Annotated in this window: 11 protein-coding genes and 1 riboswitch; of the genes, 1 reads left to right on the plus strand and 10 read right to left on the minus strand. The window is 48.3% G+C overall.

Annotation, left to right across the window (positions count from 1 at the left end; translation table 11 throughout):
* The 10 genes from K429_RS0115165 to K429_RS0115210 form a co-directional block, all read right to left on the minus strand.
* Complete coding sequence (locus K429_RS0115165) at nucleotides 1-1,035, minus strand: HlyD family secretion protein (protein WP_026367454.1); 1,035 nt, start codon at nucleotides 1,033-1,035, stop codon at nucleotides 1-3.
* A gap of 14 nt (nucleotides 1,036-1,049) precedes the next feature.
* A complete protein-coding gene (locus K429_RS0115170; protein WP_026367455.1) occupies nucleotides 1,050-2,369 on the minus strand; it encodes a TolC family protein in 1,320 nt (439 codons plus the stop codon).
* An 816-nt stretch (nucleotides 2,370-3,185) separates the two neighbouring features.
* The gene (locus K429_RS0115175; RefSeq protein WP_155923417.1) at nucleotides 3,186-5,489 is read right to left on the minus strand and encodes a fimbrillin family protein; all 2,304 of its coding nucleotides are present in this window, start codon (nucleotides 5,487-5,489) and stop codon (nucleotides 3,186-3,188) included.
* A gap of 660 nt (nucleotides 5,490-6,149) precedes the next feature.
* On the minus strand, nucleotides 6,150-7,385 hold the full coding sequence (locus tag K429_RS0115180) for a fimbrillin family protein (RefSeq protein WP_026367457.1): 1,236 nt from the start codon (nucleotides 7,383-7,385) through the stop codon (nucleotides 6,150-6,152).
* Between the two features lie 55 nt (nucleotides 7,386-7,440).
* Entirely contained in the window at nucleotides 7,441-8,481 is a 1,041-nt protein-coding gene (locus K429_RS0115185) for a DUF5119 domain-containing protein (RefSeq protein WP_026367458.1), read from the minus strand.
* Nucleotides 8,478-9,767: a DUF3575 domain-containing protein gene (locus K429_RS0115190; protein WP_026367459.1), complete on the minus strand. Its 1,290-nt coding sequence runs from the start codon at nucleotides 9,765-9,767 to the stop codon at nucleotides 8,478-8,480. Before K429_RS0115190 ends, K429_RS0115185 begins: the two co-directional genes overlap by 4 nt.
* Nucleotides 9,768-10,330: 563 nt before the next feature.
* Nucleotides 10,331-10,744: a hypothetical protein gene (locus K429_RS0115195; RefSeq protein WP_155923419.1), complete on the minus strand. Its 414-nt coding sequence runs from the start codon at nucleotides 10,742-10,744 to the stop codon at nucleotides 10,331-10,333.
* 20 nt (nucleotides 10,745-10,764) lie between these two features.
* Nucleotides 10,765-12,381, minus strand: a complete 1,617-nt coding sequence (locus K429_RS0115200) for a DUF4925 domain-containing protein (RefSeq protein ID WP_026367461.1) — start codon at nucleotides 12,379-12,381, stop codon at nucleotides 10,765-10,767.
* A gap of 163 nt (nucleotides 12,382-12,544) precedes the next feature.
* The gene (locus K429_RS0115205) at nucleotides 12,545-12,856 is read right to left on the minus strand and encodes a hypothetical protein (protein ID WP_026367462.1); all 312 of its coding nucleotides are present in this window, start codon (nucleotides 12,854-12,856) and stop codon (nucleotides 12,545-12,547) included.
* A gap of 53 nt (nucleotides 12,857-12,909) precedes the next feature.
* On the minus strand, nucleotides 12,910-13,671 hold the full coding sequence (locus tag K429_RS0115210) for a hypothetical protein (RefSeq protein ID WP_026367463.1): 762 nt from the start codon (nucleotides 13,669-13,671) through the stop codon (nucleotides 12,910-12,912).
* Between the two features lie 501 nt (nucleotides 13,672-14,172).
* Nucleotides 14,173-14,370: riboswitch (cobalamin riboswitch) on the plus strand.
* 156 nt (nucleotides 14,371-14,526) lie between these two features.
* Between K429_RS0115210 and K429_RS0115220 the strand changes: the two genes are divergently transcribed.
* Nucleotides 14,527-15,444 (plus strand): DUF4465 domain-containing protein, encoded by a 918-nt coding sequence (locus K429_RS0115220; RefSeq protein ID WP_026367464.1) that lies wholly within the window; start codon nucleotides 14,527-14,529, stop codon nucleotides 15,442-15,444.
* The last annotated feature ends 11 nt before the right edge of the window (nucleotides 15,445-15,455 follow it).

Raw genomic sequence — 15,455 nt, forward strand, 5'->3', positions numbered from 1 at the left:
TTAATATTTTACCTTACATTCTACATTCAATCCTGCCCGAAGATGTTTCAAGTCTTCAAGACTATTTTCTCTTAGGCTGATACGAACGGGTATCCGCTGTTCAACTTTTACAAAATTTCCCGTAGCGTTATCCTGCGGAATGAGTGAATAGGCGGCTCCCGTTGCTCTTGATATGGTCGTTACTATGCCTTTGTAGGAAATATCGGGAACAGCATCCACTTTGATTTCCACAGCCGAACCCTCTCTGATATTTGACAGTTGCGTCTCCCGATAATTGGCAATTACCCACATGTCATCCATGTCGACTAAATCTACCAAAGTCTGCCCCGGTTGAACCAATTGCCCTTCTTGGATTTCTTTTCGTCCTGTAATACCATCACATGTAGCCACTATTACTGTATAGGATAAATTGAGACGGGCCAGCTCAACCGCTGCCTGGGCTAATTTGACAGCCGCCTCATTCTGTCCCAAACGATGCGTCTGTTCACTCTTTACAAGTGTGGTCGATTGCTTTGCACGGGAAACCTGCTCGAATCTTGCATTGGCGGATTCGTAAGCAGTCTTCACATGCTCGTATTGTTGACGTGTCACGGCATCCTCTTTGAGCAATTTTTCATAGCGTGAAAACTCTCTTTGAGCATTCTCCAATTGAACCCTTGCCTCTCTGATACCTGCATCGCTTACACTCAAATTATTGGTTGTAGTGGCTATCCCTGCCGATGTGGCTTGTTTGCCGGCCAATGCATTTGCAAGGTCCGCTTCTGCCTGCGCCAATCGCAAACGAAATTCGGTATCCTCTATAATCACCAAGGTATCGCCTTTCTTAACCTCTTGAAAATCATCAAAGCAAATTCTTTGGATAAACCCCGGTATTCGGGTATTCATAGGTACAATGTGCTGCTTGACTTGTGCGTTATCGGTGTATTCGACATTGCCCAAATGAATGAATCGGGAACAAATATATGCAAAACCACCAATCAGGAAACACAGTATCAGTGTGTTGTAGATTACTTTTTTTGTCTTTCTTGCTATCATATCTATTATTGTCTTTAAAGTGTGTGGGTAATATATTTCATTTTATAGTGGTTGTAAACAAGATTGATTCTCGCGTTTACCAAGCCTAAATCCGCATCCAGCTTCATGTTGGCCGCATCCAATAATTCCGTAAGCAGGGCAAGTTCATTTTCATAACGATTGCTTGCAATCTTATAGTTTTCGTCGGCCAATTCTGTGCTTTTTAAGCATGTCTGCAACTCGGTGTATGCAGTCTTTAAATCTATATAGGAGGCATGTACAGCATTCTCTATTTGTTCTAAAACCAGGGAATGTTCTTCTTCCGCACGGCGTACAGATAATTTTGCAGCAGAAATTTTCTTATTGTTTTTGAACAGCGAGGAAATATTGTATTTCAGCCCAACGCCGACAAACCAATAATTGAAATTCTTATCGATAGCGGGAATTTCAATCGTTATCGGTCCATTCAGATGGTTTTCTGCTATCAAAGCCAAATTCGGCAATTGCGACGAACGCTCTAATTTCAACTTTTGCTTGTTTATGTTTACAGACAATTCCGCTTGTTCTACCCCTACATTATATTCCGTAGCCAATGCCTGCCATTTGTTCTCGGTCTGCGGTATAACCGTTTTAGATAGAAGAGTCGAATCCGGTATTATTTCCGTATTCTCCGGCAAATGCAGCGTTGTCACCATTTGATGATTCATAATTTGGCGAGCATCCTGCACCTTGGCTAACTGTAAATTCAATTGTTCGAGCTGTAATTCATAACGTGTTATATCGTTTTTTAGAGCAGCCCCTTCTTTATGACGGGATACCATATTGGCTATAACCATCTTGGTCAATTCGATATTGTTCTTAAATACCTGCTCTTGGTTATTCAGCTGGTATATATTTAAGTAATACCCAATTAGCAAGAAACGTACTTCTTGCCTGTTTTTTTGCAGGTCAAGATTTGCCATTTGTTCGCCAAGTTCCGCCAAGGCAATGCCACTATTGATTGCACCACCTGCGTAAATTACCTGTGAGGCCTGTAACGAAAAGCTGTTGCCGAAATGAGGAATGGGAACGTTTTGCCCATTTCGAAAACCTCTATTCCACACACGCCCGTTGCCTAAATAACTTGCAGAGGCGGATACATCCATATCGGGCAGTCGTTGTGCTTTTGCAGCTCTGACAGCCTCTGCCGCAGTTTCTGTTCCTGTTACAAACGTTTTTATTCGTTGGCTGTTCTCATCTGCCAAACGAAACATTTCATCTATGCCCAAAGTACGCCGATGTGCATTTTGGGCACAAATAGTCTGGCTGCATAGCATTGCGCACAGCAATACTATGAGCCTCATAATTTTGCTCATAAATAAAAAAGGATATGTTTAGTGAATAATGTTTGTGATATTAGAATGCAGCCTAAATAAGCGCCTCGACTCCCCAATTATGAAAGTCGTGCATCTTATTCTCCGAACGTGACGAGTCTATTTGATAATACTGCTGATTCATACTCTTCATTACATAAATTCAGGATTGCAAAGGTACGATTTTTTAAAATTACTTGTGACCCGACGAAGATGGGATTTTATGTTTATTTAATATACAACTAACCAATTAAATTTACTATTATGTTGTAAATAAGGTGATTGCGTTTCAGTTTCCAGCAATAGGTAACAAGAAAGTAACAGTAACGGAATTTATTTGTATGTTGCCACAAATGTCTCTTTGAGAGTAGGTAAAGGTACGATAAAAAAGTGAAAATTCATGCAGCGAAAAGAGTAAAACCAAGCCTGTCTTGATAGAAATCAGAGTGGAATACAAAACGTTTCCACCGCCTATGGCGGCAGAAACGTTTTAGTTGCCTTTGCTGTAGGCGTAAGAAGCAAGCCGTTTTTTTGGACGGCCATCAATAGTATATGTGTAATTGACTTATAATCAATAAGATTAAAAAAAAGAGGAAGGACAAGGAACGGGTTACCGATAAAAGAGTAATATCCCGGTATTGGCTGCGGTCTGGTGGTAACGGACATTGCAGGCGGATTGTGAATCCCAAAGGAAAACCGCTCTCTGACCGGAAGGTGGCCGGGAACCTGACGGTGGCCGGGAAGGTGGCTCACCCGGAGCAATGACGGCCCCATGTCTTGCGGCGCCGTATGCACTTCCCGGACCCCGTCAGGCTTTTATTATTCTTTTATGCTCCGCACAGGCCGTGCCATGGTTTGCGAGCCAGAAAAGCCATAGGTGTACACTTTTCCTGCGTCCAATGATAATTCCATATTTCTAAGAACCAAGCAATAAGATTCATCTTTATTATTAAGAGCATTACATGTCTGATAATACACACCGTCCATAGCCCATAGGGAGCCCACGCCGCCTAAACTCGCACGATCAGAACGTTGCCCTGTGGCTATCAACCGTATTGTGTTTGATTTAGCTTCATCATAGTATACATTGTATATATATACAGAATCCGACTTATAAGAACCGTTGAGTTCTCCTACTGCATTATTCCCGCTCGGTGAGGTGTTATGGCCTTTAACGAACTGCGAGAACGCACGTGCGGGCGGCACCTTGAACCCGCGCGGTGACGGGTCGTATACAGTCTTGATGGATATTGTTTGGGATATATTGGTAGAATTTCCGCTGTTATCCCATAAGTTCTTATATGAGATTGTCAGCCATGTAGTTGCCCCAGAGATATCATAGTTTCCGTACAATGTATTTGGATTTTGTATGCCCTTCGCTAAAGAGACACGCTCATTAGCAATTACATAGCCATAGCTATCTTGTCCGATTTCCAACGGACGGTAGTCGTCAGGACCCGACTTATCACGGTTCTTCAGCGCGACTATCGGGTCCTTCTTGAGCGCAAGCGTTGCGGTTTTGCCGGATTCTTTCTGCGTGAATGTGATGTCAGTACTGCGTTTTTCATACGTCACTGTCTTGCCATCCACCCAGCCGAGGGGCCATTTCATCATGTCGTAATATGTTGTCGAGGTTCCGTTTGTTTCCCAATCCTGCACCTCCACTGCATCACTAATATCGTGTTCCGTTATCCATATATGCCAGCTCCACATTATCGTGCTATTCTTGTTGCGTGCGGCAACGATGGCGTTGCACTGTTGCAGATTCTCTTCGGCTACGGTGAACACGAGGCTTTGCTTGTCATCTGACAGTTTTACATCCCTGATGACGTAAAATGCGTCACACCACACAAGGCAGCAATCAGCAACGTCGGAAATCTCCGGACTGGTGATATCGATGCCCTTGTAATTCTTGAAAGCTGTCGAACTGCTTTGGCCGTTGGATGGCTCCTGATATGATAAAGCGTATGTAGCTCCGTCCTTTATGGCGTTTCCATAGACAAGCGGAAGGCTGTAAGTTCCGGGGGCACTGACGACATAGCAGTTCGCGGTGGTTCGAGCTTCGCTTCTTCCGTTGGTGGAGAGGTCGAAGGGGGTGGTATCGCTTCCCTTCGATGGATTGTTACGAAGTGTCTCGTCCCCACCATAGTCAGTCTTGGTTTCGGGACGCGTAACGGTTATGCTATACGTTTCCTTGTTTTCCTTGGAGTCGACGCCGTCACCCTTCTCAATTACGCCGTTATCCTTATCAATGTAGTCCGTGATAAAATCGGCATTGCTTGTTGCCGACCAGCCCACAGCCTCTATATTCGAGGGATTGTTGGTGCGGTAACGGTAACTCTGTACGGTATATTCACCCGTGGTGCTGCCGAACGGGATTGTAACATTCTTTGTGACTTCCAGGACGTATGTCCAGTTGATCGAGTTCGTGGAAATCGTATAGGTGTATTGCTTGCCGGCCTCCCACGCGGCGAGCCCGTTGCTTTTTATCTTGCCGGTGAGGGTCTTTTCTCCATCCTCGTCGATGTCAATGACCACTTCGATAAGGGCGTCGTCGGTAAGTTCCTGCGGAATCATCATGAAGGTGGTTACGGGGTCCTTGTCGGTAATCTTCTGCGTGCCGGTAAGGGCGTCGTCGACCTTCACGTTGAAGGTCTGGGTGTACGATTGGTCGGGCTTCGCCTCTTCGTCAAACATCCACTCGAAGCGCGGATTCTCCTCCTGCGAGGCGTCATACGTCGCGGAGCCCTCCCCGTAAACGTTCTTGATGGATATTTGCTTGATTGTGCCTCCCGCGATGTCGCCGGCAACGAACTTGATTGCCGAAAGGGCATGGTGGAACGTCAGGGGGACTTGTCCGTCCGGTTGATTTGCCAGAGATGCAGCGGCGTAGGCGAATAGCACGTCGGGCTGTTGCTCGGCATCTGTCGTGCCGTCGGAACTTTTCGGTGTGGTGTATTGGAACAGAATTGTCCCGTCGGAGAATTCGGGCTTTTCGTCGGCATTAGTGTACAGCGGTCCCTGTGGCGAATAGGCGTAAAACCGGAGTGTGCCTTCGGGCCAGAAGTATGGGTTGGCCGGGGAGCCTATCTGGTTACTGACCGTAATCGGGACGTTGTTCATATAGGGTGCGGTGTGGTCGTCCAGCATTGCCGTCACGCCGAATGCGGACAGCGTGGTTGTGGTCACCGGGACGCCCCTTGTCTGCGGCCCTGCATCGTCCGGCGTGCGGGAGGGAATGCTGTCTATCACAAGCGTGTGCAGATAGAGCGTGTCGCCGCCGTTGCCGCCGAGGAGCACGAGGGGGTCGTATACCGGACTTGCGCTCCGGGTCTCGGCGTCCGTCCCTCCGGCGTTGCTGACGCTGAAACTTATCCGTCCGTCTCCGCTGTCGGGAAGCTGTGTGCCGTAATCATCGCTGCAGGCCATGAGACACAGCAACAGCACGCAGGAGCAGGCCGGGCTGCACGCGGATTTCAATCGTGTTGTCATATCTTTACTTCGTTTATTTGTTCTTCTCTTCGTTCAATCGGCACATGTCCCGTGCCACTTGTGGCCGGAAAGGGAACATTCAACCCCGTCCGGCCCGTAATCATGTGTGTCCGTATCCGTGAGCCGTGCCTGGCGGGCGCGGCGCTGTATCCATGCGGTGTGTGTCCGGCAGACTTGCTGCGGACGGGAAGGGGCGCCTGACAAGCCGCAGACACCCCCTTTCATCCGTACTGCAGTCCCGAGGATCAGATACGGTAATTCCCGTTGTGTCTCGCATCCGAAGGCCGGGACTTATGCTTCTGCATTTCCTTCTGATTCTCCTCCTTCTGTTGCTTTCGGTTCATCCATCTCGACTTCGATAGGATTATCAGTAGCATTGACGAAATCATCGACTGTTACCTCAAACGTGATAGGGACGAGAACGGGCTGCGGGTCCGGACCGTCCGGATCGGGGTTGTAACCGCCGTTGCCATCACCGAACACGAAGGTGTAGATGTACTTCTTGCCTTGTTCCCAGTCTATCTTAACGGGGATGGCGGCGTCTTTTGCGATTTGATTTCCATTTTCATCTTCTTCACACCACAGGCAATGATCGTTGTCTTGTTTTCCTTGCTTCGAATCAGCTACATTCCATATCTGGCATTTCACGAGGAAATAGGTGCCCTCTTGGTCTACCGGTTTGGCTGTGGCGTTGTCACCAGACACCACCCATGCATCATTCTTCTGCGGCAGGAGAAGCATGACGTTGTGCCAAGCTTTGCTGGTTTCGTCTGTGTTTGTAAGTGATTTCACTTGTTTATCTCCCTCAAGTTTTACCTTATCGAATTCCACGAGATATCTTTCTGCTTCGGACAGATTTTCCCATTTTCCCCAACCTTGATTATCATAATCAATAGAGCCGTTATCATTGTGTTCTCCAACCTTGTCATCCGTTTCGTCGGTGGTGGGATAAATGAACGTGCCCTTGCTATTCACCTTGCAGACGGAAACGCCGGAGATTTCCACGTAGAGGTTCGGATTCGTGTTCTTGGCTTGGAACACGATCTGCGAGAGGGCGTGGCGGAAGTTGAGTAAGGCTTGGCCGTCGCTTTTGCTCGCCTTTTTCATGGCATAGAGCAGGTCTTTCTGTTTCTCTACTTCCGTTCCAACCGTAAAGTCCTTGATTGTCGGTGAGCCATTGTTCCACTGGAATCCACTCTCGGCACTCTCATCTGTATCGGCATTCACATGTGCGTAGAAAGTAACCTCATCGTCTGGCCAGTAGCGGGTACCGCTCGTGTTCACCCACTTGTCTTCTTGTTTTTCAATCTTGTCATTGTTGATGTACGTCGCATTGTTGGATGTGGCATACACATAGAACTCATTCGGCTGATTGTTGTTACAATAGACACTCGCCGCACGGGTAGCGGAGTTTGTCACCACGCTGAAGGCGATCTCGTCGCCGTCACGGTTGATGCTTGTCAGCTCGTCGTTGGAGCAGGATGCCAGTGCCAGCAATCCGAACGCTCCGAAAAAGAATCTTTTCATTTTATTCGCTGTAAAAATAATGGTTTGTAATAATATATGTGGCTATAATTGTCCGTTACATGACGATGTCCTCTTCGACCACCTCCCAGTCGTCTACCGAGACGTCGAAACCGCTGCCGTTCTCGATGGGCTGCGGCAGGTCGAGGCCGTCGATGACGATATGCACGTGCCGCTTGTCCGGCGCTTCATGCACCTGGCCGGTGACGTCGAAGCGTTCGCCCGCGTCCGTGCCGTAGGCGTACTTCTTGCCGTCGTCCATGACGACGTAGAACGTCATGCGGTGCGGGGCGGTGTTCTCCTCATGGTGGCCGAAGGTGTAGAACCTGCCGGTGATGGTGGAGACGCCGTCCGAAACGGACTCGAAAGGTATCGTGACGCACTCCGTGCCGAGCGACTCGTCGCCGAAGAGCAGGGAGGGGGCCATGCCCGAGAGGGAGCCGCACATCTGCGTGGCGTGCTTCAGGTTCTTGACGTTGCGCACCTCGTAGGTGTAGGTGCATATCAGCTCGTGGGGATAGAGGGTGATGACCTGCTCGGCGCTCACCGCCGGCTTGCCGTCCCACACGTCCTTCTCGCTGAACGGGACACAGACGTAGCTGACGCCCGTATCGGTAACCTCCACCTCGGTAGCCGTGCAGCCCCACATCATGTCGGGCGTGATGACGGTCCGCTCGTCCTCCGTCCCTGCGGCACGCGGCGCGTAGCTCGCCCCGTTGCCGTAGATGGGCTCCAGCACGTTGCCCTCACGGGTGTATCCCCCGTGGGTGTCGAAACCGTCGGTGCCGTGGAACAGCACCGCCTCGGTGTCGTTATTGTAGCACATCACCCGGTAGGCGCCCACCCGTAGCTCGACCTCGCCGCCGTCCGTGCCCTTGAAGTCGAAGCGCTGTCCGCCACCGCCCTCTGCCGGGTAGAAATAGACGCACATGCCCTTGGGGGAGGCGTCGGGGGCGTCGCACCAGTCGAACACCACACGGACGGTCTTCACATGCGGGTGCTGGTAGCACAGCTCCTTATGCTCGCAGGAGGGGAAAAGCACGCTTAACGCCATCAGGCACAGTGCGGTGAAGCCTGCGTAAACCGCTTTCTTTTTCATCGCCGGCCTCCTTTCCCCTTATTATAGTTGCCGTGTCCGAGGAGCCAGACGAGCGAGACCTCGGCCTTGGTCGGGCCGAACCAGTGGCGCTGTCTGGTGGACTGCCACACATAGCAGCCGTCCACGGGCTTGTATTCGTGGTAGGTTCCGCCCCAGTAGCCCACGCCGATGGTGAAGTCGATGTTCAGACGGCGTGCGATGGGATGCGAGTAGCCGTATTCCACGCCTGCCGCATAATTCATCTTATCCCACAATGTGCCGCCGGGCTTGCCGCCCATGTATCCGCGGCCCCCGGTCTCGAAGTCGTAGGTGAATATCTGCCCGTAGAGGCCGAGATGGTGGCCGGTGAGCGGCTTCTCTTCCGCGGCGCGGCCAAACCACTTGCGCACGGAGATGCCGCCTCCGTAGGCACGCCAGTACCAGTGGCGGCGGTCTGTCTTCCACCAGCCGTACATCCAGTCGGCGGCGACGGACCAGTTACGGCCCAGGTAGAACTCCACGCCGATATTGGGTATGAGCAGGGCGTCGTAGAGCATGTTGGTCTTCAGTGCCATGTAGAAAGGCCGCTCCGGGCAGGGCCGGGCGACGTAGAGGGTGTCGTGGATGTATATCGTATCGCGGATAATCACGGTGTCCACCGGCGGAACGAGGATTTCCGCCTTGGGCTGCGGTATGGGCGCGGCGGGGTTCCAGACCTTCTCGTACCAGAGGTAGAGCCGTGAGGCGCGAAGGTCGGGGAAATGGCGCTTGTACATGTACCAGTACGGTGCTCCGCCACGCAGCCGCTGGATGCGTCCCAGATGGTCGCCTTTCGCGGGGGCGGCTCCCCGTGCCTCGTCCGCGATCTCACGCAGCAGGGCCAGCGTCTCCTCCCTATAAGGCACGTCCGGATCGTCCATGACCAGACGTATCAGGCCGCCCCAGTCGCGCCCGAGGAATTCGGACGCCTTCAGGGAATCGGGAAGTGCGCCGTAGCGCGAGAGGTAGTCGAACAGTACGCCCGCACGCTTCTCGGACAGCCACCGGTTGATTCTGACGCTGCCCTCGGGCGAGGCACCGCCCACGACAAGAATCCTCTGCAACCGGTAGATGGAATCGGCATAGCTTGTGCGCAGGCTGTCGGCAATCCGGGCCAGCGCGGAACGGTTGTCGCCCACAGAGGGCGACAGGTCGATCTTCCCCTGCCGGAAATGGATTTGCACGGAGTCGCGCACCTCGTGGACCGTCTGTGCCGACAGACAGCCGCCATAAAACAACAACGCTATGAAAAACAATTTCTTTTTCATCCTATTCGCAATCCGTTTTTTCATAAAAAACGGACGTGATGCGCAACATTTTGATAATCAAGAAAATACGTTTTATCTTAATAAATCATCTGACATTAAAAATGCTTTTGAGCATAAAGCGCAAAAAAAATCAAATTCTAATGATTTCTGATTCAAGACTTTTGCTTACCTTTGCATCGGGTATCCGTTTCTTATGAAGAAACGGATATTTTTGTCTGACACGGAATGGAATATAAATTACTGACAATCAAACCGTTGGTTCGGAAGATGGTGACCGTGTCAATCGAGGTGAGGTAGATCTGTGTGTGGTGGTGATGGAGTCGTGGCCCAACATATACTATGGTCGATGTATCCTAATGATTATCAATATATAACATGGATCGCATCTGAATCAGCGACCAGTAATAGGAGGCAAACGGTTGATAGAATCCGATGCAGAAAGCATTCGGATATGGAATATGCTAAAGTCGTTAGTTTTAACTATTACATTGATAAAAAATAAAAGCACTGCGACAGTTTGACTGCGCAGCGCTTTTATAGAAATATCACATTATTTTATTCCCTCAATTAGATTGGAAACTGACATCAACAGTTACCAATCCGAACATGGCACTCATGCTCATATCTACCGAACAAGTGCTATCTGTGATTAAGCCGCTTGCCGATAAGGGAGTCACTGTACCAGGCAGCGAGCCGGTTACAGAAATACTACTGCATCCCGTAATCGTTCCATCCGTAGTTTTTTCAAGCGTAGCTGTCACTGTCGAAACCGTATAGCCCCCGATATTCAGGTCATACATTGTCAGTGTAGCCGTTGTGCCATTATCAACAACCGTTACTTGACTGTTTTCGTCAGAGGAAGTCACTCCATTGGAGGCTGATACATTTAACGTTCCCGTATAAGTGGTTTGAGCCTGAACAACAGCCATTGCGCTTATTGCGCAAAACATAAGCACCAATAATACAAATCTTTTCATTTTTATCACTTTTAGGATTATTAATTCTTGATTAAATCCAGCCCTATATTGAAGGTTGAAAGGTTCTCCCAATCGTTGCAGATTTGATATACAAATGTAGATGCCATTTGGGCCTCGGCGGGTAGCATGGCAGTGAGAGCTGTGTATATTTCAGAATCTTTCAGCAACTTTATGAACATATTCAAGTCGTCACGGTCGAGGTATATGCGGGTATGTCCGTCTGTTGTTTGCATATTCAGAGGAATGCCGTTTTTCACCCAGTCGAGCAATGTGTTTAACGTGGCATCGTCCGCTTTATCCATCAGCAGCGTTACAAAAGAGGCATAGTCTCCCATCAGGGAAGAAAAACTTTTCAATAGCTCCCGTAAGCCTTGTGCATCCGTGTCCAGCAACTGATTGATGATGGAAGACAAATCCAATCCCGTATCGGTCATGCCCTTGTCGGCCAATGCTTGGGATACGATGGCGGCTACATTCAGCTTCACATTCAACTGCTTGTCTTTTATGAACCAATGGGCAAGGTTGGCAGGCGAAGACTGGTATGTACGTCTGCTAAGCATCGTGTTTAATTTTTCTTGTTTGAAACCGCCTGACATTATGCCCACATAGAGCCACATCATCTGCTCGTTTGGATCACCCAAGTCATACTCGTCAGCCATCGGGATGGCAACGGAAGCCGAAGAATAATCGGCAAGGATATTTCCATCGGCGTCGAACGTAACTTTACTTAATGCTTGTGGCAGGATTCCTCCCAGGAGTGGTCTTACAATAAACCCAAGACTGGAGTTATCTCCTCCCGTTGAACCGTTGTCATCCACGATATCTATATAGAAACCTGAACCTGAAGGCATACCCTGTTGCCCGTTGTAGCTCCCTTCATTCTTAATCTCTGCCCAGCCGTATGTACCGGCCAGTCCCCGTGCATCGGGCATCGTTACATTCAAGGCAAGCGTCATGCCGTTAGCCGCATTCACCGTACCGTCATATTTGACTTCCGCACCTCCCGATGTGTTGGCAGTACCGGAGAAAGAGCCGTTTTGATCGGTATATACACTCTCAATGGAAACACTCGGCTCACCCGGAACGATATTTGTCAGGGTCAGGGTTGGAGTAGTGCCGGATAGGGTGTAATAGACTACGGCTCCCATCATATTCACGTCGCTGTAAGTCAGTGTCAGAGTCGCTCCAGAGTAAGTACCTAAATTAAGTCCCGGACCGTAAGCGGTCAAATCAAGTGATAATTTGCCGTCCGTGGAAATCGTACCACGGGCATCCACAGTCAGCAAGGCCGGGTCGGCAGAAACACTCCTCACCTGCGGGGCTGTATTCACAGTAGTGCTTCCTGTGAAAGCGTATGAATTTCCGTCTGTCCCGGATGTCATTTCGACAGGAATTTGCAGACTGGGATAGCCACCCACTACATCTGTCAGCGTAAGTATGGCTTTTGATTCACTCTCTGCATTGAATGTTACTTGCCCCGTGGTGCTTGTCTCACCGTTGACGGTCATCGTGGCATTGCTGCCGTCAATCTTAATTGGAGTGGTCGGTAATTTTTCCCAACCCGCTTCTTCGTCTTTGCTACAAGCACTAAATAAGCTTGCAGAAAGCAATAGTACTGCTAAAAATTTCTGTTTCATACCTGATTTGCTTTAATTATAGGTAATTATAATATAACACTGCAAAATTATAAATGTACATATATCACAAAAAGCTCTTAAAGTCACTTTTTGTGTTCCCTTTGTAACTTATTCGATATATGGCATTTACAATGTTACAGCAAGTGTATTCCCTTTACGCCGGTCAGCGTTTGTCCATTACCCCAAACTCTTTCCATTCCTCCATATCGACGCACCGCTTGACTATGCGCTTGAATTCGGCGGCTTTATCCTTGACCTCTATCAGTTGCCTATTGGCTTGGGAGATCATTTCATGGGTTTCAGCATGTAGCCGCTCCACTTCCTTATTCAGTTTTTCTCCTTCACCGATAGCACTTTCCAGTGCCGACAATTCTTCAAGACCAATGCCTTGGTCCTTAATCCGTTCGTAATTCTTCCTTAATCCGGCAACCAAAACTTTTGCCTTATCCATCTGATTAGAATACGTCTTTGACATTTTAATCGATATTTAAAAATTAGCAAGGACTCATGCCCCTTGCACGGCAGTAATTATAAACGCGCTTGGGGTGATATACCATACTTTATCCGAACCCCCGTCGGTATAAACCGGTAATTATGCGCCCGCATTACCTCCAGAGCGTTTTCCGTAGGATGGGCTGCCATATAGATGTCGATTCTCTGGACATTGGTAAGCGGCATTTTCTTGTTCCAGATATCCATAAAGGAATGCAACGGCAAGGAATTGTTCTTGTCCATACGTCTTAGTCTGCGTTTCATATGATAGACACATCCCGTCTCCGGCTGCAAGCGACGCGAAAGAACCTGCAAATCCAGACCGTTTATCCAGCCGGTAATATCCTCCACTCCTACGCGGTCTTCGTGTTCGCAGATTATTTGCATAATCCGCGCATAAACCCTGCTCTGGCTCCATACGTCCTCTCCGTTTATCCTCGCAGACTTGATCGTGGCGCTGAGTGCATACGTTTCATTGTCGGACAAACAGACATCAATACCTCCATGGCCCCGCAAATGGCAATAGAGCTTTCCAAAACGACCGGACTGCAACGACCAAATTTCAGGGTCTATCTTGGCATTCATAGAAGACAGACAGTGCATATTCGTATCGACAAAAAGCGGTCTCGTCTGAAAATTCACATAGTATATTTCCACTTGAAGCGGCAGGACGGACAGATAACTGCCCAAATGCAATTCATATTCTTTCAGCAATGCCTCATTGATCCGCTGCAAATGGGATACCGCATTGGAAGTGTCCGATAAAAGACTGTGTACAAGTTGTTTCATGGTTTCCATACATGTTCATTCATTAAATTAATTTTGAAACAAAAATAGGGAAAAAAGGATTGGATTTAATCATCGTTTTATAGTGCGCATGGGCGCAAATTGCTGATTTTCAGCATAAAACAACCTGTTAATTATTCCAGTTAAATGTTAATATGGTGAATTTCATTTTAGCTGGGAATAATCTGTGAGGAAAAAGCCATTGCAAGCAATCGCTTACTGTCGCCCCTGTGGCTTATCATCAAAAATGAGAACCGAATCATTATACCTATGGCTGTGCAACCTTTGATTCTCATACATAACTTAATACCATATATCAAAAGCATGGCTGAAAACATCATCATAAAGCAGTACTATCCATAAAGCAGGAGCCAAACCTCGGGGTGAATTTGACTGTCGCCAGAAATGAATGCCGTTCATTCCGGCTTTTGCTCCGATTGTGTCTTTTGAAGTTTTTTGTTGTTATTACGTTTGAAAATCTTCAAAAGATGATATTTATAGGATTTTTTTGCATAATTTTGTGGCGGTAATAGTTTTCCAGCCAGAAAAATACTTGCTGGAAATGAAAAGGGAATCCGGTGAGAATCCGGAACAGTACCCGCTGCTGTAAGTCCCCGGAATGTTTATCGTATACTTTTGCCACTGGTGAAAACTGGGAAGGCACGATAATCGGGACGAGTCAGAAGACCTGCTATGACCAAAAAAGGATTTGTGCCTGCGGGAATCAATCAGGTAAAGTAGTCAAAGTAAGGTAGTGACCCGGTGTCGTTACGGCTTGTTATACAAAAATTCCCGTTTGTACAGATCCTGTGCAAACGGGAATTTTTGTGTTTATAGATATAATATTTACTAAAGTAACTATGATTTATGAAAAGAAATTTACGCTTTTTTGCAGGTGCCTTCCTATTGACGGCAACCGCCTTGTTTACCGCCTGTAGTCAAGACGATGACTTTTTGATGGAAGTGGTTGATTCCGGAACTTCGCAAACCCGTGCTGTGACAAATCCGGACGGTACCTTGACTATCACTTTCGATGATTTCGATTCCGGTATGTTGGCAGGACCTACCTCGGCCGGAGAAAATCTTTATTCGTACCAAGGGTATCCTCAAGTAACCACCATTTACGACAATACTCCGGAAGAATATCTCTTCCTTTCAATGTTTAATACAGTAGGTGGAAGCACAGAGTATTCCAGCGGTGGTATCGCACTTTCCAACTGGAACATCCGCTCCAATCAGTCGGGAAATACCGGAGACTGGTGGTATTCTTATCTGAACCAGTGTTCTGTCTATAACACTGCGGTGGAGGCGGAAGGACAGGATAAGGAAGCCGGGCACAGCGGCTCCAATTTCGGTGTCGTTTACGGATATGTGGATGCTTACAATCAGGCATGGATGGCTAAACCAGAATTTTATTTCAATGTTCCCCGGAAGTTGGTCGGCCTGTGGATCTGCAACACCTCATACACTTATGGAGTCATCACTTATGGTAATCAATTCGGTTCTACGGGGGTAGCGACTCCTCTGAAAGAGATGGAAGGGTATTTCCAAGTGAATCTGGAGTGTTACGATGCGGATGGCGGTTTGATCCGCACTTATAAACGTCTTTTAGTCGACTATCGTGGCGGCCAACAACAGGTTGATCCTATCACGACATGGGATTATTGGGAAATCAATGCCGAAGGGGTGCAAAGTGTGAAGTTCAATTTCGAGGGTTCGGATTCGGGAGCATACGGTTTGAATACTCCGGCTTACATCTGTATCGATGATATCACTATACAATAAAAAGAATACAG

The organism is Bacteroides sp. 14(A) (assembly GCF_000526555.1).
Taxonomy (GTDB): Bacteria; Bacteroidota; Bacteroidia; order Bacteroidales; family Bacteroidaceae; genus Bacteroides; species Bacteroides cellulosilyticus.